Annotated in this window: 19 protein-coding genes; 18 read left to right on the forward strand and 1 reads right to left on the reverse strand. The window is 38.7% G+C overall.

Annotation, left to right across the window (positions count from 1 at the left end):
* Positions 1-83: 83 nt before the first annotated feature.
* The 7 genes from pulA (at position 84) to N5909_RS07775 (ending at position 10123) form a co-directional block, all read left to right on the forward strand.
* On the forward strand, positions 84-2363 hold the full coding sequence (gene pulA, locus N5909_RS07745) for a type I pullulanase (RefSeq protein ID WP_271631077.1): 2280 nt from the start codon (positions 84-86) through the stop codon (positions 2361-2363).
* 313 nt (positions 2364-2676) lie between these two features.
* Positions 2677-4605 (forward strand): 1,4-alpha-glucan branching protein GlgB, encoded by a 1929-nt coding sequence (gene glgB, locus N5909_RS07750; RefSeq protein ID WP_271631078.1) that lies wholly within the window; start codon positions 2677-2679, stop codon positions 4603-4605.
* Positions 4595-5737, forward strand: a complete 1143-nt coding sequence (locus tag N5909_RS07755) for a glucose-1-phosphate adenylyltransferase (protein WP_020902830.1) — start codon at positions 4595-4597, stop codon at positions 5735-5737. The genes glgB and N5909_RS07755 overlap by 11 nt, the downstream gene beginning before the upstream one ends.
* A complete protein-coding gene (glgD, locus tag N5909_RS07760; protein WP_271631079.1) occupies positions 5727-6866 on the forward strand; it encodes a glucose-1-phosphate adenylyltransferase subunit GlgD in 1140 nt (379 codons plus the stop codon). The genes N5909_RS07755 and glgD overlap by 11 nt, the downstream gene beginning before the upstream one ends.
* Positions 6863-8296 carry a glycogen synthase GlgA gene (gene glgA / locus N5909_RS07765; RefSeq protein WP_033681756.1) on the forward strand — a complete coding sequence of 478 codons (1434 nt, stop codon included), beginning with the start codon at positions 6863-6865 and terminating at the stop codon, positions 8294-8296. The genes glgD and glgA overlap by 4 nt, the downstream gene beginning before the upstream one ends.
* Positions 8297-8354: 58 nt before the next feature.
* A complete protein-coding gene (serB, locus tag N5909_RS07770; RefSeq protein ID WP_033681757.1) occupies positions 8355-8999 on the forward strand; it encodes a phosphoserine phosphatase SerB in 645 nt (214 codons plus the stop codon).
* An 8-nt stretch (positions 9000-9007) separates the two neighbouring features.
* Positions 9008-10123: a glycerate kinase gene (locus N5909_RS07775; RefSeq protein ID WP_033681758.1), complete on the forward strand. Its 1116-nt coding sequence runs from the start codon at positions 9008-9010 to the stop codon at positions 10121-10123.
* Here N5909_RS07775 and N5909_RS07780 read toward each other — a convergent pair.
* Positions 10120-10566 (reverse strand): YueI family protein, encoded by a 447-nt coding sequence (locus N5909_RS07780; protein ID WP_033681759.1) that lies wholly within the window; start codon positions 10564-10566, stop codon positions 10120-10122. The genes N5909_RS07775 and N5909_RS07780 overlap by 4 nt on opposite strands.
* Before the next feature lie 163 nt (positions 10567-10729).
* On the opposite strand from N5909_RS07780, the gene eno reads away from it, so the two are divergent.
* The 11 genes from eno (at position 10730) to N5909_RS07835 (ending at position 19324) form a co-directional block, all read left to right on the forward strand.
* On the forward strand, positions 10730-12034 hold the full coding sequence (gene eno / locus N5909_RS07785; protein ID WP_000022813.1) for a surface-displayed alpha-enolase: 1305 nt from the start codon (positions 10730-10732) through the stop codon (positions 12032-12034).
* A 175-nt stretch (positions 12035-12209) separates the two neighbouring features.
* Positions 12210-12704, forward strand: coding sequence for a YkgJ family cysteine cluster protein (locus N5909_RS07790; RefSeq protein ID WP_000031466.1), 495 nt, complete (start codon positions 12210-12212; stop codon positions 12702-12704).
* A 56-nt stretch (positions 12705-12760) separates the two neighbouring features.
* A complete protein-coding gene (locus N5909_RS07795) occupies positions 12761-13306 on the forward strand; it encodes a ClbS/DfsB family four-helix bundle protein (RefSeq protein WP_033681760.1) in 546 nt (181 codons plus the stop codon).
* A gap of 521 nt (positions 13307-13827) precedes the next feature.
* Positions 13828-14559, forward strand: coding sequence for a hypothetical protein (locus tag N5909_RS07800; protein WP_033681761.1), 732 nt, complete (start codon positions 13828-13830; stop codon positions 14557-14559).
* A gap of 241 nt (positions 14560-14800) precedes the next feature.
* Positions 14801-15013 (forward strand): hypothetical protein, encoded by a 213-nt coding sequence (locus tag N5909_RS07805; RefSeq protein WP_271631080.1) that lies wholly within the window; start codon positions 14801-14803, stop codon positions 15011-15013.
* A gap of 48 nt (positions 15014-15061) precedes the next feature.
* Positions 15062-15280 carry a hypothetical protein gene (locus N5909_RS07810; protein WP_033682035.1) on the forward strand — a complete coding sequence of 73 codons (219 nt, stop codon included), beginning with the start codon at positions 15062-15064 and terminating at the stop codon, positions 15278-15280.
* Positions 15281-15404: 124 nt separating this feature from the next.
* A complete protein-coding gene (locus N5909_RS07815; protein WP_033681763.1) occupies positions 15405-16118 on the forward strand; it encodes a YjjG family noncanonical pyrimidine nucleotidase in 714 nt (237 codons plus the stop codon).
* 13 nt (positions 16119-16131) lie between these two features.
* Positions 16132-16779, forward strand: coding sequence for a hypothetical protein (locus N5909_RS07820; RefSeq protein WP_051736441.1), 648 nt, complete (start codon positions 16132-16134; stop codon positions 16777-16779).
* A 136-nt stretch (positions 16780-16915) separates the two neighbouring features.
* Entirely contained in the window at positions 16916-17569 is a 654-nt protein-coding gene (locus N5909_RS07825) for a uracil-DNA glycosylase (RefSeq protein WP_033681764.1), read from the forward strand.
* 9 nt (positions 17570-17578) lie between these two features.
* Entirely contained in the window at positions 17579-18043 is a 465-nt protein-coding gene (locus N5909_RS07830) for an NUDIX hydrolase (protein ID WP_033681766.1), read from the forward strand.
* A gap of 12 nt (positions 18044-18055) precedes the next feature.
* The gene (locus N5909_RS07835; RefSeq protein ID WP_033681767.1) at positions 18056-19324 is read left to right on the forward strand and encodes a dihydroorotase; all 1269 of its coding nucleotides are present in this window, start codon (positions 18056-18058) and stop codon (positions 19322-19324) included.
* Positions 19325-19350: the final 26 nt, after the last annotated feature.

Below are 19350 nucleotides of genomic sequence, written 5' to 3' on the forward strand. Positions count from 1 at the left end.
TAGTTTGTTAATCGGGACAAAATCGGTCAAGAATTTATTAGTAAAATAGAAACAAATCAAGAAGTAAAGAGGAAAAATAAAAAATGTTTAACTACCCTATGCGCATTCATTACCATCGCAAGAATGGAGAATACGATACTTGCTCTTTTGTAAAAAGTCAGGATCAACGAATTGATTTGCTGACCTATAAAGAAGATTATTTTGGCGCCTTATTTAGTTTTGAACACCCAAGTGCTCATGCCCTAGAAAGTTTGAATTTTGTGGTTCATACAGGCCAAACTAGTAAAGAGTATGCTATCCGTTTTAATCACTATCCTCTTTTAACAGAAGTTTGGATTTTGGAAGGGGATGATAGGATTTATTATTCTGAAAATCCTGCTATTGCCAGTCCTTTCTATAAGAATCAAAATCCATTTGCCTTTGACAAGGCTATCAATAGTGCTAGTTTCGACCACCACTGGGGGTACCAAGGTGAATTGGGTTGCCGTGTAGAGGGCAATCAGGCTCATTTTTCTCTTTGGGCTCCAACAGCGACAGAAGTACAGGTTGTCGTTTATGAATCAGCTGCTAATGACGCACCTGTTTGGAAAACTTTTGATATGGAAAGAGGCAATAGTTACTCCTATAATCATAAGGACAATACAATCGGTGTCTGGAGTTTGGATGTTGAGGAAGATTTGACTGGCAAGGCTTATCAGTATCAAGTCCAATTCCCTCATCACCAAACACTGACACGCGACCCATACACTATCGCGACCAGTCCTGATGGCAAACGATCAGCTATCCTGAACCATGAAGAAAAGCAAGTTGAAAGCTTCGAGGTTAAACACGGTGCTGATGCTACTTGGCGTTTGACAAATCCATGTAAGGCAGTTATTTGTGAAATGCACATTCGTGATTTGACCAAATCACCGACCTCAGGTGTAGATGAACATCTTCGAGGAACTTTCTTGGGTGCTGCCCAGACTGGAACGGTTAACCAGTACGGTCAGTCAACTGCTTTTGATTACATCAAGAAGCTGGGCTACAATTATGTTCAATTGCAACCAATTGCAGACCGTCATAAAGAATATGATGCGGATGGGAATGTAACCTACAACTGGGGTTATGATCCACAAAACTATAATGCACCAGAAACCAGCCTTTCAACCAATCCAGAGGATCCAGCTCAGGTCATTCGTGATTTGAAGACCATGGTTCAAGCTTATCATGATGCGGGTATTGGTGTCATTATGGATGTGGTCTATAACCATACATTCTCAGTTGTTGATGCACCTTTCCAAACAACTGTCCCTGATTACTATTATCGTATGAATCCAGACGGTACTTTCCAGAATGGAACAGGTGTTGGAAATGAAACAGCCAGCGAACACGAAATGTTCCGCAAGTATATGATTGATTCTCTCCTATACTGGGTGCAGGAATACAATATTGACGGCTTCCGTTTTGATTTGATGGGGATTCATGATGTTAAGACCATGCAGATGATTCGTCAGAGCTTGGATGAAATTGACCCTAACATTATCCTTTATGGAGAAGGTTGGGATATGGGAACAGGTCTTGCACCTTATGATAAGGCTAAGAAAGACAATGCCTACCAGATGCCAAATATCGGTTTCTTTAACGACAATCAGCGTGATGCTGTCAAAGGTGGAGAAGTTTATGGTGCTATCAAGTCAGGTTTTGTTAGTGGTGCTGCTACGGAGCCAATTCTAGCCAAAGCGATCCTAGGCAGTCGTGAATTAGGAACTTATACACATCCAAATCAGGTGCTTAACTATGTAGAAGCCCATGACAATTACAATCTTCACGATTTGTTGGCAACCCTACATCCAGACCAAAGTTCAGAGCAAATCATGCGTAAGGTCGAAACTGCCACAGCTATGAATCTACTCATGCAGGGGATGGCCTTTATGGAAATCGGTCAAGAATTTGGTCGTACTAAACTAGTTGCCACTGGTGAAAATGGCGAGTTAACTCATGACGATAGAGAGCGTGCTATGAATAGCTATAATGCTCCTGACAGTGTGAATCAAGTGAACTGGGACTTGATTAATGAGCGTCAAGACAGTATTGAGTTTATCCGTCAGATGATTCGATTGAAGACAGAAAGCAGTGCCTTTTCTTACCCAACTTATGATGAGATTTACCATCATGTTTTTGTTCATTCAGCCAACGAACATAGTGGTTGGATTGTCTATGAGATTCAAGGGGAAGAACATTTACTGGTTGTATTTAATGCTAAAGGGCAAGACTTCCAGTTTGAAAATGCTGGAAATCTAGAACTATTGGTGACCAATAGCCATTTAAGTGATAAAGACATGGTTGGTGGCGTCAGTGCCAGCGTCTTTAAAGTTTTGTAGAATAGATTTACAATTTAAATTCATTTGTGGTGCTTTATCTGTTAATAAAATCAGGAGATTCGTTTCCTGATTTATTTTTTTACTTAAAATTATATTTTTGTTAGCTAAATAACGAACTTTATGATAGTATTATAAAAAAACAATTCGTTTTCAAAGCATTTCTGAAAATTTCTTGATTTACAAGTGAACACATCAGTGAATTTGTTGAAGACTTTCAAAAAATTTTTTTGCAAATTCCGTAATTTACTTGAATCTTCCCTAAAAAGGTAGTATAATAAATCTATAGAAAACGCTTACAGAATTAGGAGGGTGTATGGATAAGAATAATGCTTTAAAAACCTTTATGACAGGTGAAAATTTTCACCTCCAGCACTATCTGGGAGCTCATAGGGAAGAAAAAAATGGTGTGTATGGCTACACTTTTCGTGTATGGGCACCCAATGCTCAGGCTGTTCACTTAGTAGGGGATTTCACCAATTGGGTTGAAAATCAAATTCCGATGGAACGGAATGAATTTGGAGTTTGGGAAGTCTTTACCAGTCTTGCTCAAGAAGGCCAAATTTATAAGTACCATATCACGCGTGCAAATGGTCATCAGCTGATGAAGATTGACCCTTTGGCTGTTCGATATGAGGCACGACCTGGTACTGGGGCTATTTTAACAGATATTCCAGAAAAGAAATGGAAGGATGGACTTTGGTTAGCTCGTAGAAAACGCTTGAGCTTTGAAGAGCGTCCTGTTAATATTTACGAGGCCCATGCTGGCTCTTGGAAGAGAAATCCTGATGGCAGCCCCTATAGTTTTGCTCAATTGAAAGATGAACTCATTCCTTACTTGGTTGAGATGAATTATACTCACATTGAGTTTATGCCCCTGATGTCTCACCCACTAGGTTTGAGTTGGGGCTATCAGCTTATGGGTTACTTTGCTCTTGAGCATGCCTATGGTCGTCCTGAAGAGTTTCAAGATTTTGTTGAGGAATGTCACTTAAACAATATAGGCGTTATTGTAGACTGGGTACCTGGTCACTTTACTATCAATGATGATGCCTTGGCCTATTATGATGGAACACCGACTTTTGAATACCAAGACCATAATAAGGCTCATAACTACGGTTGGGGAGCACTCAATTTTGACCTTGGAAAGAATGAAGTCCAGTCCTTCTTGATTTCTAGTATTAAGTTTTGGATTGATTTTTATCATTTAGATGGTATTCGCGTGGATGCGGTTAGCAACATGCTCTATCTTGACTACGATGATGCTCCATGGACACCTAATAAAGATGGTGGCAATCTCAACTATGAGGGTTATTATTTCTTAAAACGTTTGAATGATGTGATTAAACTAGTTCATCCAGATGTGATGATGATTGCAGAAGAAAGCTCATCTGCAACACAGATTACTGACACCAAGGATTCAGATGGTCTTGGCTTTGATTATAAATGGAATATGGGCTGGATGAATGACATCCTCCGTTTCTATGAAGAAGATCCGATTTATCGTAAATATGACTTTAACCTGGTGACTTTCAGCTTTATGTACGTCTTCAAGGAGAATTATCTCTTACCATTCTCGCACGATGAAGTGGTTCATGGCAAGAAGAGTATGATGCACAAGATGTGGGGAGATCGCTACAATCAATTCGCAGGCTTGCGCAATCTCTACACTTACCAAATTTGTCACCCAGGTAAAAAATTGCTCTTCATGGGTAGTGAATATGGGCAATTCCTAGAATGGAAATCTGAAGAACAGTTGGAATGGTCTAATCTAGAAGATCCAATGAATGCTAAGATGAAGTATTTCACTTCTCAGCTAAATCAGTTTTACAAAGACCACCGCTGTCTGTGGGAAATTGATAATAGTTATGATGGCATTGAAATCATCGATGCGGATAATAGAGACCAGAGTGTTCTTTCCTTCATCCGTAAGGGTAAGAAGGATGATATGTTAGTCTGTATCTTTAATATGGCACCTGTTGAACGAAAAGATTTTACAATCGGACTTCCTGTTGCAGGGATTTATGAAGAAGTCTGGAATACTGAGTTAGAAGAGTGGGGAGGCGTCTGGAAAGAGCATAATCAAACAGTTCAAACGCAAGAAGGACTATGGAAAGATTATGAGCAGACCTTGACCTTTACCCTACCGGCTATGGGAGCAAGTGTTTGGAAAATCAAACGCCGCTTGAAACCTACTAAAACCGTCACAAGTAAAAACCAAAAAGGAGTAGAAAATGAAGAATGAAATGTTAGCTTTGATTCTTGCTGGTGGGCAAGGAACTCGTCTCGGTAAACTCACTCAAAGCATCGCAAAACCAGCTGTGCAATTTGGTGGGCGCTACCGTATCATTGACTTTGCTCTTTCAAACTGTGCCAACTCAGGCATCAACAATGTTGGAGTCATTACACAGTACCAACCGCTTGCTCTCAACAACCATATTGGGAACGGTTCAAGCTGGGGACTAGACGGTATCAATTCTGGTGTCTCTATTCTTCAACCTTATTCTGCAAGTGAAGGAAATCGTTGGTTTGAGGGGACTAGCCACGCTATTTACCAAAATATCGACTATATCGATAGTGTTAATCCTGAGTATGTCTTGATTCTGTCTGGGGACCACATCTACAAAATGGACTATGATGATATGCTCCAGTCACACAAGGACAATAATGCCAGTTTGACAGTCGCAGTTCTTGATGTTCCTCTGAAAGAAGCTAGCCGTTTTGGTATCATGAATACAGATGCAAACAATCGTATTGTTGAATTTGAAGAAAAACCAGCTCAACCTAAATCTACCAAAGCTTCTATGGGGATTTATATCTTTGATTGGCAACGTCTCCGCAATATGCTCGTTGCTGCTGAAAAGAGCAATGTCGATATGTCAGACTTTGGAAAAAATGTCATTCCAAATTACCTTGAGTCAGGTGAAAGTGTTTATGCCTACGAATTTAATGGTTACTGGAAAGACGTTGGTACGATTGAATCGCTTTGGGAAGCGAACATGGAATATATTTCACCAGAAAATGCCTTGGATAGTCGTAACCGTCAATGGAAGATTTACTCAAGAAACTTAATTTCACCACCAAACTTCCTTGGGGCAAATGCTCACGTGGAAGATTCCTTGGTTGTTGATGGCTGTTTCGTAGATGGAACTGTTAAACATTCTATCCTCTCAACAGGTGCGCAAGTTCGCGAAGGGGCAGAAGTAGTAGATTCAGTTATCATGAGTGGTGCAATTGTTGGTCAGGGAGCTAAAATCAAACGTGCCATTATTGGTGAAGGTGCAGTTATTTCTGATGGTGTCGAAATTGATGGAACAGAAGAAGTACAAGTTGTAGGATATGATGAAGTAGTGGGGGTAGCAACAGATGAAGATTGATAAATATTCTGCCATTTTAGGAAACACAGTTGGTTTTCATGATATGTCAACACTGACAGACCACCGTCCAGTAGCTAGTTTGCCATTTGGTGGTAAATATCGTTTGATCGACTTCCCGCTTTCAAGTCTTGCTAATGCAGGTGTCCGTAGTATTTTCGGTATTTTCCAACAAGACAATATCAGTTCAGTCTTTGACCATATCCGTTCTGGTCGTGAGTGGGGCTTGTCAACTCTTCTTAGCCACTACTATCTAGGTATTTACAATACCCGTGTGGAAAGTAGTACAGTTGGAAAAGAATACTACCAACAGCTTCTTACTTATTTGAAGCGTTCTGGTTCAAACCAAACAGTTTCACTAAACTGTGATGTTTTGATTAATATTGATTTGAATCAAGTATTCCACCTACACAGTACAACAAAAGGGCCTATAACTGTAGTTTATAAAAAACTAGCTAAGAAAGACATTTCAGAAGTCAATGCAATCTTGGAAGTGGATGAAACTGACCATGTTCGTTCTCACAAACTCTTTGATAGCAAATCAACAGACGAAGTTTACAATATGTCTACAGATATCTTTGTTGTTGATACGCCGTGGTTGATTGAACGCTTAGAAGAAGAAGCTAAGAAAGAACATCCAGAGAAATTGCGTTATGTTTTACGGGATTTGGCTGCAAAAGAAGGGGCTTTTGCCTACGAGTACACTGGCTACCTAGCCAACATTCACTCTGTAGAGTCGTATTATAAAGCGAATATCGATATGCTTGAATCTCAAAAATTCTACTCTCTCTTTACTCCAAACCAAAAGATTTATACAAAGGTCAAAAACGAAGAGCCAACTTACTATGCCAATACATCTAAGGTAAGTACTTCTCAGTTTGCTTCTGGTAGTATTGTTGAAGGTCAAGTGGCTAATTCTGTTTTATCACGTAATATTCATGTCCATAAGGATAGCTTGGTTAAAGATAGCATCTTATTCCCTCGTGTTGTTATTGGAGAAGGTGCTCAGGTCGAATATGCTATCTTGGACAAGGGTGTGGAAATTGCGGATGGAGTTGTGATCCGTGGAACTGCAGAACATCCAGTTGTGGTTAAGAAAGGTGCTAAAGTAACAGAGGATATTCATTCATGAAAATTTTATTTGTAGCAGCTGAGGGTGCACCCTTTTCAAAAACAGGTGGTTTGGGAGACGTCATTGGCGCTCTTCCAAAATCACTGGTAAAAGCGGGACATGAAGTTGCAGTAATTCTCCCCTACTATGATATGGTAGAGGCTAAATTTGGAAATCAGATTGAAGATCTTCTTCAATTTGAGGTGAGTGTTGGTTGGCGCAGACAGTATTGTGGAATTAAGAAAACCGTCTTAAACGGTGTAACCTTCTACTTTATTGACAACCAATATTATTTCTTCCGTGGGCATGTTTACGGTGATTTTGATGACGGAGAACGCTTTGCTTTCTTCCAACTTGCTGCCATTGAGGCTATGGAAAGGATTGACTTTATTCCTGATCTTCTCCATGTTCATGACTACCATACAGCTATGATTCCTTTCTTGTTGAAGGAAAAATACCGTTGGATTCAAGCCTATGAGGGCATTAAAACAGTTTTAACCATTCATAATTTAGAATTCCAAGGACAATTTTCAGAAGGAATGTTATGGGATTTGTTTGGAGTTGGCTTTGAGCGTTATGCTGATGGCACCCTTCGATGGAACAACTGTCTGAACTGGATGAAGGCAGGTATTCTCTATGCGGATCGTGTTTCAACCGTTTCGCCTAGCTATGCTCATGAAATTATGACCAGTCAGTTCGGATGTAACTTGGATCAGATTCTTCGAATGGAGTCTGGTAAGGTCTCTGGTATCGTAAATGGGATTGATGCTGACCTGTATAATCCTCAGACGGATGCTCTTTTAGACTATCATTTCAATCAGGAAGATTTGTCTGGTAAAGCCCAGAATAAGGCAAAATTGCAAGAGAGAGTAGGCTTGCCAGTTAGAGCTGACGTTCCACTGGTGGGAATTGTTTCTCGTTTGACACGTCAAAAAGGTTTTGATGTGGTGGTCGAAAGTCTTCACCATATCTTGCAAAATGATGTTCAGATTGTTCTTTTGGGAACTGGCGATCCAGCATTTGAAGGAGCTTTCTCATGGTTTGCTCAAATCTATCCAGACAAGCTATCAGCAAATATCACTTTTGATGTCAAACTAGCTCAAGAAATCTACGCTGCTTGTGACCTCTTCCTCATGCCGAGTCGTTTTGAACCGTGTGGCTTGTCTCAGATGATGGCTATGCGTTACGGAACCTTGCCATTAGTCCATGAAGTTGGTGGCTTGCGAGATACCGTTAAAGCCTTTAATCCAATCGAAGGAAGTGGTACTGGTTTTAGCTTTGACAATCTATCTCCTTATTGGTTAAATTGGACTTTCCAAACAGCATTGGACTTGTATAGAAACCATCCTGATGTTTGGAGAAATCTACAAAAACAAGCTATGGAGTGTGACTTCTCATGGGATACAGCCTGCAAGTCATACCTAGACTTGTACCAAAGCTTAGTTAACTAATAGATAAAATCGTATGATGACTTCATACGATTTTTAGGATATTTAGAGAGGAGAACTGATGTCTCAAGTAAAAGGTTTGTGTGTTATGGATGTTGATGGAACCTTAATCCTAGAAGAAGTGATTGATCTTTTGGGTAGAGAGGCAGGTCGTGAGGAGGAAATTTCGCAGATTACAAGTCGGGCAATGAGAGGAGAGTTGAACTTTGAAAGTAGTTTAAGAAAAAGAGTTTCCTTGTTGGAAGGTCTTCCTATTTCGGTTTTTGATAAAGTCTTCAACACTATTCATCTAACGCCAAATGCACAGATATTTATCTCTATTCTCCAAAATAATGGAATCCTAGTTGGTCTGGTGTCTGGGGGCTTTACACCAATAGTTGATCGATTTGCAAAATCACTTGGCATTGCCCATTTCTCTACCAACCAACTCGAAGTCAAAGATGGTCTTTTAACTGGAAAATTGATTGGACAAATTATCAGTCCCGAGGTTAAAAAAGAGACTCTGGAACAATGGAGAAAGGAACTAAAACTTTCTAAAGAAAGAACGATTGCAATCGGTGACGGGGCTAATGACTTATTAATGTTGAAGTCAGCAGGACTTGGAATTGCTTTTTGTGCCAAAGAAGTGCTCAAAAAAGAAATACTGAATCATGTTGACAAGAGGGATTTTTTAGAAGTTCTTCCTTTGATTGATTTTTTAGAATGAGGGAAAGTATGAAGATTGTAATTGCACCAGATTCGTTTAAAGAAAGCTTGACGGCTGAAGAGGTAGCTGAAGCTATTAAAAGAGGCTTCCAACAATCGATAGCAGATGTAGAATGTCTCCTCTGTCCTGTTGGTGATGGTGGAGAAGGCACTGTAGATGCTATTCGACATTCTCTTGCCCTAGAAAAAAAATGGATCCAAGTGACAGGACCTTTTGGACAAAAAGCAGCTATGCGCTATTTTCAAAAAGGTCAACTGGCACTATTTGAAGTAGCCGACTTGGTTGGCCTTGAAAAAATTCCGCTAGAGAAACGAAATCCACTGAAAATCCAAACTTGTGGTATTGGAGAGTTGATTCGCCATCTCATTGCTCAAGGGATTAAAGATATCTATATTGGCGTTGGTGGTACGGCCAGTAATGATGGAGGACTGGGGATTGCTGCTGGTTTAGGCTATCAATTTTATGATAGGGATGGAAATGCCTTGCCGGCTTGCGGTCAATCCTTATTAAACTTAGCTTCTGTTTCAACAGAAAATCGCTATAAAATTCCTGAAGATGTTCAAATTCGTATTTTATCAGATGTTGTGAGTCCCTTATGTGGTTATCAAGGTGCGACCTACACTTTTGGCAAACAAAAAGGCCTAGATCCTACTATGTTTGCAGTCGTAGATCAGGCAATACAAGATTTTTATGAAAAAGTCTCACCTCCAACATTGGAAATTAAAGGTGCTGGAGCTGGTGGAGGCATTGCTGGCGGTTTGTGTGACTTTGCTCAGGCAAATATCGTGTCGGGAATTGATACCTGCTTGAACCTAATCAACTTTGATAAGAAAGCTTTAGATGCTGACTTGGTAGTTGTAGGAGAAGGAAGGCTAGATCGTCAAAGTTTAGCAGGTAAAGCGCCTATAGGTGTTGCAAAAAGAACCCCTGTCGGAGTTCCTGTCATTGCTATTTGTGGTAGTATTGCTGAGGATTTACCTTCCCTACCATTTGAGAATATCCAAGCGGCTTTTTCAATTTTGGAGAAAAGTGAACCTATAGAAGATAGTTTGAAAAATGCCAGTCTCTATCTGGAGCACACGGCTGCCAATATAGGGAATTTATTAAATATGCGCAAGATTTAGCCAAACCATTTCTTCCATAAGGATGTTTTGGCTGGTTCTTCCTTTTTAACTTCCCAAAGTTTTGGAAAAGCAAGTCGAAGATCCTTTTCTTCTACTTGTACTGGTGCATTGCTATGGATAATCAGGCCAAAAGGAGAAGAAGTATGCTCTTCAGATACAATGGTAGCTTGACTATCAGTTTCTTTTGCTTCTTTCAAGTAGAAAACTTGCTTGTCAAATTCGATAGTTGGTGAAATCTTCACAAATAGTGGCTCTGCTTTTTCCTGAAGATTTTCTAAAATAGATAAAAAGCCTTTTTCTAACTGAGGACTATTTGCTGTGTCAATATCTGCATACCCAAGAACTCTTTCCTCAAAGGTACCAAGATAGCGTCTTTGCTCATCCGGATTAATTTTTGGCCCACCGTGAGCTTTTTCAAGTAATTGTTTTGATAAATCTGTCATGAAAACAGTATATCATAAAAGTTAGAATAAAACAGACAAAAGAAAGCGATTACTTTATAAAGTTAAGGAAAATTTGCACAAAGATAACGTTTTTTCTTGAAAAAGGAGGGGTTTTAAGGTATTATAGAGGTGTAAAAAATTTAACTCATAAGGAGAGTAAAAAATGTCAATTATTACTGATGTTTACGCTCGCGAAGTCCTAGACTCACGCGGTAACCCAACACTTGAAGTAGAAGTTTACACTGAATCAGGTGCTTTCGGACGTGGTATGGTTCCATCAGGAGCTTCTACTGGTGAACACGAAGCAGTTGAACTTCGCGACGGTGACAAATCTCGTTACGGTGGTCTTGGTACACAAAAAGCTGTTGACAACGTAAACAACATCATTGCTGAAGCTATCATTGGCTACGATGTACGTGATCAACAAGCTATCGACCGTGCTATGATCGCTCTTGACGGTACTCCTAACAAAGGTAAATTGGGTGCAAACGCAATCCTTGGTGTGTCTATCGCTGTAGCTCGTGCTGCTGCTGACTACCTTGAAATCCCACTTTACAGCTACCTTGGTGGATTCAACACTAAAGTTCTTCCAACTCCAATGATGAACATCATCAACGGTGGTTCTCACTCTGACGCTCCAATTGCTTTCCAAGAGTTCATGATCTTGCCAGTTGGTGCGCCAACATTCAAAGAAGCTCTTCGTTACGGTGCTGAAATCTTCCACGCTCTTAAGAAAATCCTTAAATCACGTGGTTTGGAAACTGCCGTAGGTGACGAAGGTGGATTCGCTCCTCGTTTCGAAGGAACTGAAGACGGTGTTGAAACTATCCTTGCTGCGATCGAAGCTGCTGGATATGTTCCAGGTAAAGACGTATTTATCGGATTTGACTGTGCTTCATCAGAATTCTACGATAAAGAACGTAAAGTTTACGACTATACTAAATTTGAAGGTGAAGGCGCTGCTGTTCGTACATCTGCAGAACAAATCGACTACCTTGAAGAATTGGTTAACAAATACCCAATCATCACTATCGAAGATGGTATGGATGAAAACGACTGGGATGGTTGGAAAGCACTTACTGAACGTCTTGGTAAGAAAGTACAACTTGTTGGTGACGACTTCTTCGTAACAAACACTGACTACCTTGCACGTGGTATCCAAGAAGGTGCTGCTAACTCAATCCTTATCAAAGTTAACCAAATCGGTACTCTTACTGAAACTTTTGAAGCTATCGAAATGGCTAAAGAAGCTGGTTACACTGCCGTTGTATCACACCGTTCAGGTGAAACTGAAGATTCAACAATCGCTGACATCGCAGTTGCAACTAACGCAGGACAAATCAAGACTGGTTCACTTTCACGTACAGACCGTATCGCTAAATACAACCAATTGCTTCGCATCGAAGACCAACTTGGTGAAGTAGCTGAATACCGTGGATTGAAATCATTCTACAACCTTAAAAAATAAAATAGTTCAGTGAACTATTTTATCCTGAACCTTGAAATTCAAAAGTTCAGCCGTTGATTTAACAACGTTTCTAGCCCCTCGGATTTTATCCGAAGGGCTATTTTTATGTTCAGGGTGCAAAAAAGGGCAGTGTTTATGGTATAATAGACAAAAATACGTGAATTAGAAAGAAATTATGTCTAAAGAAATTGATATTGAGTATTACCACCAGCTAGCCTTGCAAAAGCAAAAGGAGCACCGTAAAATTTTAGCAAATCTAAAGAAAAAACCACCAAAAAATCTAGATAAGATAGCTCAACAGATTCACCAAGAAGTTTTTGAGGAGATTGATTGCACTGCCTGTGCCAACTGTTGCAAGACATTGGGACCTGACTTTAAAGAAGCGGATATTACACGAATCGCCAAGTATTTTAAGATGAAATTACCCGCTTTTGAAGCAGAGTTTCTGCAGGTAGATGAAGATGGTGACAAGGTTTTCAAATCTATGCCTTGTCCATTTCTAGGAGGAGATAATCTCTGTTCCATCTATGACGTTCGTCCAAAGGCCTGTCGTGAATTTCCTCATACAGACAGGAAAAAGATCCATCAAATCAACCATTTGACGATTAAGAATACTTTGACCTGTCCAGCAGCCTATCTCTTTGTTGAGAAATTAAAGGATAAGTTATAGAGATTTAAAGGATAAAAAATCTCTAATAATAACTAGAGATATGAAGGGAGAACTCTATGCCAAGACCTAAAACAAAAGAGGAGCTAGTACTGGCCTCTAAGGAAAACTATGAAAAGCTTAATCGTTTCATCTCCCAACTAAGTGAAGATGAGCTACAGACTCCATTTGATTTATCAAGAGACCCAAAGAAAAAAGAAGCTCACTGGAAAAGGGATAAGAATCTAAGAGATGTCCTGATTCATCTTTATGAATGGCAGCAGTTACTTTTGACTTGGGTACATTCTAATCAAGAAGGTCTCGAGAGACTTTTTCTCCCTGAATCTTATAATTGGAAAACTTATGGAGAAATGAATGTCGCTTTTTGGAAGAAGCACCAGAAAACATCTTTAGAAGAAGCGAGTAGGCTACTAGAACAATCACATAGGGAGGTTTTAGAGTTGATAAAAGTTTTTAGCAATGACGAACTCTTTACCAAAGGTATCTATAAGTGGACGGGAGGTACAAGTCTAGGTTCCTATTTTGTCAGTAGTACCTCCAGTCACTATAACTGGGCTCTGAAAAAACTCAAAGCACATCAGAAGAATTGTAAATGTCGTAGTTGATGTGTGTATGTGTTTTTCTAAGTTTCGAATATCTTAGTTTTCCTTGTTTAGAGTAATTCTAGCTTTAGAATTCTTCAAAAATTAACATTTAAGTTTATCAATGGCTTAGAAGGGTGCAAAAACATTTAGTTTATAGGGATTCTAGGTCTAGATTTACATAGATATTTATGAAAACAGAGCATTCGATAGTTCGGATAGCTCTATTTTGAAAGATTTGGGTTGTCAATTGTATGGTATAGTAGTTTGCCAATGACTTTTGTTGAAAGATTCCTTGTTTTATGGTAGTCTAAAATAAAAGAAAGCCCTATCATTATATTTTTATCTTTAATCTGACTTGGTTTAGGTCTAGAAGAAGGATAGATCTTTTTGGGATTTTAAATAACAATTATATTTTCACTTGCAAAAAATGTATTTCAACTTTACCTAATGTAGAAGAAGGAAATATCATGAAATGCTTATGACTTGTTTGAAAGAGAATGTGAACTAAAAATGGATTCTCTTTACATATTAGGAGTAGGTAGATGAGCAATCTAGAGTCAATTCGTAAAGCGCATATCATCGTGTGGGGTGCCTATCTATTTTTATCATTGAGGGCGCCGCTAATTAGCAGTACTGAGTATCTCTTGCTTATTTTTTTAGCGTTTCTCTATTCAATAGTATCGCTACCTATATACTCTGTAAAGAATAAAATAGTATCCATTTTGATTTCTATAAACTCAATTCTGTTAATTAGTTTCCCAATTTTAATCAATAAATTTTTCCCAGGAAACGTTTCTACTTATATCGTATTAATCAGTATTTTTATCCTGGAGTTCTTAATCTTTAATAAAATTGGTAAAGATTTTGATACTAGATTAGCTAGCGAGTATAGGAAAATCAGTCAGTTTAAAAGTAAGATGTCTCAATCTCCTTGGATAAAATATTTAGAGATTTCTAGTTTTATATTAACTATATTTCCATTTATTCTTCATGGTACAGTTACTAATCGTGTATTGGCTCTTATCTTTTTGATAAAAATTTGTGTAGATGCTATGATAAAGTTTCTATTAAATAGAATCTTTAAGACAAGTGAGGTAATGAAAAGGAGGATATTTTCTCTTTTTGTACTAGATTTGATTGTCTATTTATTTTTAGGCTATGTTTTAGCAATGCAAAAAGATGGATATCTGTTTTCAATTCTACTAATTTTTTCTAATTTTTCACTTCCCTTTATCAGAGAAAAAGAGTATGAATTATTTAAAAATAAGAAGTGAGATAGATATGGTTAAATCTTACTTCTCTTTAAAATCAAATCAGGTAGGGAAAGGATATCTTATCTAGCTGACGAAGAGATAAAAACGAAGTTGTCTATCGTTAGAACACTATCCTAGCTATGCCACATTAAATTGGAAATAGCGTTCGTGAGTAGGTAATCATTTCTTGATTGGATTTTTTAATGCTATTGATGAATGGGATGGAAAAATGACAATAAATTAAGGACAGGATGATAGTATTATGATGGTTATTTTAATTTTGATGGTTGTGGTATTTCTGTATTATGTAATTACAGAGTATTTTCAGAATAGTTATATTGACTGTATACTATTTTTAACATTGCTGATTTCTCATTTGATATGGGATTACTATTTTTTACCCATTGACATTTTAGTGGCATTAAGTGGAGTAAATTTGTTGTCAAGATTTTTCAAAAAAAAGAGAAGTCAATAGAGTTGTTAGTGGATTATAATGATGAAAGGTAAAATTGGGATATTTAAAATGAAACATTTTTTCGCAGGAATTGGTGAGATAAGATTTAGTAATTATCTATTGTCTCTATGTGTAGGACTAGCCCCTCTTTTTCATATCTATGTAATAGGCTCTGAAATGAATTTTGTGAAAATAGTGTTATCTATTTTGGGAATTATATTTGTTTGTATTTTAACTATTGCTCGAATTTATAGAAGATTTTTCTATAATAAAAATAAATTTGATTAGAATAGTATGGGGTAGTTAACTAATTGGAACTATTATTTTTGTGATACTAAACTACTTTTAAGTTTTTACATTGAACAGCAGACTGAAGTGAAAGTTGTTTATCTTAGAAAGGAAAACTCTCAAATTGTCCTACAAATTTCTACTTTTCGATCTCGACCACACCTTGCTTGATTTTGATGCTGCTGAGGATGTGGCTTTGACGCAACTTCTAAAAGAAGAAGGGGTTGCAGATATTCAGGCTTATAAAGACTATTACGTTCCTATGAACAAGGCTCTCTGGAAGGACTTGGAGCAAAAGAAAATCAGTAAACAAGAGCTGGTTAACACGCGCTTTTCTCGTTTATTTGCTCATTTTGGACAGGAAAAAGACGGTAGTTTTCTAGCCCAGCGTTACCAATTTTACCTTTCCCAGCAGGGGCAAACGATTTCGGGAGCCCATGAACTCTTAGACAGCCTCATAGAGCGTGATTATGAGCTGTATGCTGCGACAAATGGAATAACTGCCATTCAGACAGGGCGTTTGACTCAATCGGGTCTAGCACCGTATTTCAATCAAGTCTTTATCTCTGGACAATTGCAAACACAAAAGCCTGATGCCCTCTTTTATGAAAAGATTGGCCAGCAAATTGCTGGATTTAGTAAAGAAAAGACGCTGATGATTGGAGATTCCTTAACCGCCGATATTCAAGGTGGCAATAACGCTGGAATTGACACTATCTGGTATAACCCTCATCACCTCGAAAATCACACACAAGCCCAACCGACTTATGAAGTCCATTCTTACCAAGACTTGCTGGATTGTTTGGATATAAATACTCTTGAGAAGATTATATTTTAAAGGAGACGAGCTAATGACTACAAAAAATGCTGATATTACTATTGAAGAGTACATTAAAATATCTGAAGTTGATTTTAATGAAGCTGTCAATTATGAATTTAAATCTGACAATTGTCAATTAGCAAATAGTATTTATCAATCTCTTTTTAAGTTTTATGATAAAGAAAATTTCTCTGGAGATTTAATTTTTACTTGGAAATCTCCATCATTAGTTAAAGATGGAGATTATATTGGGAGAAGGGATTCACAAGTAGATAATCTTAGAGTAATAGGAAACATATTTCCGAATTATGTTACTAATCGAAAATATAGTCTCAATATGAATCGTAATGGGTGTATGGGAGATTTTCCGCATGACTTTTTTGATATATACCTAGATCATGTAGCAAAATATGCCTACGAACAAGAAGTTAATAATATCAAAGAGTATTACCCTTTAAAAAGAGCTATTTTACACCAAGAGAATGAATTGTATTTTCAAATGTTTTCTAATTTTGACGACTTTTTAGAAAAAAACTATTTAAAGACCATATGGCAAGCTTCTAAAGAAACTCCTTTTTCTGAAATGGATTTTAATATGTTTCAAAATATTTCAGAAAAGATGATCTTCGAAAGAGGTAGTCAAATGCTTAAGGATTTAAAAAGTAATTATAAAGAATAGTCATTCTTTATAAACCGCATTCACTTATTCAAATCGTATATATAGTCGATTTATTTAATTTTAGATAAACTATAAAAAGTGGTTTCCATAACCACTTTTTGCTATAATAGAGGCAGTAAAAACGAAGGAGTTGGCTATGGAACACTCGTCTTGGCATGCTTTGATTAAGGGACAATTACCTGAAGGTTATTTCGGGAAAATCAATCAGTTTATGGAGCAGGTTTATGCTCAGGGGACTATTTATCCATCCAAGGAAAAGGTTTTTCAGGCTCTCTTGACAACACCGCTTGAAGAAGTTAAGGTGGTGATTCTGGGACAGGATCCCTATCACGGGCCAGGTCAAGCGCAGGGCTTGAGTTTTTCTGTACCTGAATCTATTCCAGCTCCGCCATCCTTGCAAAATATCTTGAAAGAATTGTCAGATGATATCGGGGTTAAGAAATCTCATGATTTGACAGCTTGGGCTGAGCAAGGAGTCTTGCTTCTTAATGCTTGCTTGACTGTTCCTGCTGGACAGGCCAATGGTCATGCTGGGCAGATTTGGGAGCCTTTTACGGATGCTGTGATTCAGGTTGTCAATAATCTAGACAGGCCAGTAGTTTTTGTACTCTGGGGAGCTTATGCACGCAAGAAGAAGGCCTTGGTTACCAATCCTCACCACTTGATTATCGAATCAGCCCATCCCAGTCCTTTGTCAGTTTATAGAGGATTTTGGGGTTCCAAGCCTTTTTCCAAGGCCAATACATTCTTAAAAGAGACAGGACAAGAGCCAATCAATTGGCTTAGATAAGGAGAAAATATGCCTCAGTTAGCGACGATTTGCTACATTGATAACGGAAAAGAACTGCTCATGCTCCACCGTAATAAGAAGCCCAATGATGTCCATGAAGGGAAATGGATTGGTGTGGGTGGCAAGCTAGAGCGAGGTGAGACCCCTCAGGAATGCGCGGCGCGTGAAATACTCGAAGAGACAGGGCTCAAAGCCAATCCAGTTCTAAAAGGTGTCATCACTTTTCCTGAATTCACACCAGATTTAGACTGGTACACCTATGTTTTTAAAGTGACAGAGTTTGAGGGTGAATTGATTGACTGCAACGAGGGGACGCTAGAATGGGTTCCTTATGACGAGGTTTTGAGCAAGCCGACTTGGGAAGGCGACCATACCTTTGTTGAGTGGCTTTTAGAAGATAAACCATTCTTTTCAGCCAAGTTTGTGTATGATGGGGATAAATTGTTGGATACCCAAGTTGATTTCTATGAATAAAGGAGAAAGCAGATGCTACTAATCAAAAATGGTTGTGTAATGGATCCCAAGTCTGGTTTGGATCAAGTGTGTGATGTTTTGGTTGAAGATGGAAAGATTATCAAAATTGCGCCTGAAATCAAAGAAGAAGGAGTAGAAATCATTGATGCTACTGGTCTTGTGGTTGCTCCTGGTTTGGTCGATATTCATGTTCATTTCCGTGAACCTGGTCAAACCCACAAGGAAGACATTCATACCGGTGCCCTAGCAGCCGCTGCAGGTGGTTTTACAACGGTTGTCATGATGGCTAATACCAGTCCAACCATTTCAGATGTGGAGACTTTGCAAGAAGTTCTCCAGTCAGCTGCCAAAGAGAAGATTAATGTCAAGACGGTTGCGACCATTACTAAGAATTTTAATGGGCAAGATTTGACTGACTTTAAGGCCCTCTTAGAAGCAGGTGCGGTTGGTTTCTCAGACGACGGTATCCCACTTGAAAGTAGTAAAGTTGTCAAGGAAGCCATGGAGGAAGCCAAAAAGCTTAATACCTTTATTAGTCTTCATGAGGAAGATCCAGGATTGAATGGGATTCTTGGATTTAATGAAAATATTGCTAAAGAGCATTTCCATATTTGCGGTGCGACTGGGGTGGCTGAGTACGCTATGATGGCGCGTGATGTCATGATTGCCTATGCAACTAAGGCCCATGTTCATATCCAGCATTTGTCTAAGGAAGAAAGTGTTAAAGTAGTGGAGTTTGCTCAAAAATTGGGTGCGCAAGTCACAGCAGAAGTAGCGCCACAGCATTTCTCCAAGACCGAAGCGCTCCTTTTGACACAAGGTAGCAATGCTAAGATGAATCCGCCGCTTCGTTTGGAATCAGACCGTCGTGCCGTTATCGAAGGTCTTAAATCAGGTATCATCACAGTTATCGCGACTGACCACGCGCCTCATCATGCAGATGAGAAAAATGTCGAAGATATTACCAAAGCGCCATCTGGTATGACTGGTTTGGAAACATCTCTTTCTCTCGGTTTAACTTATTTGGTGGAAGCTGGTGAGTTAAGCTTGATGGAATTACTTGAAAAAATGACATACAACCCATCCAAGCTTTACAACTTTGAAGCAGGTTACTTGGCTGAGAATGGTCCAGCGGACATCACTATTTTTGATGCTAAGGCTGATCGCCTTGTGGACTCCCATTTTGCTTCCAAAGCAGCTAATTCACCATTTATCGGTGAAACCTTAAAAGGGCAGGTTAAATACACCATCTGTAAGGGGCAAATCGTCTATCAAAACTAGGTGGAAGTCTGCTCTATAAACAAAAA

Source organism: Streptococcus gwangjuensis (assembly GCF_028156745.1).
Lineage (GTDB): Bacteria > Bacillota > Bacilli > Lactobacillales > Streptococcaceae > Streptococcus > Streptococcus gwangjuense_A.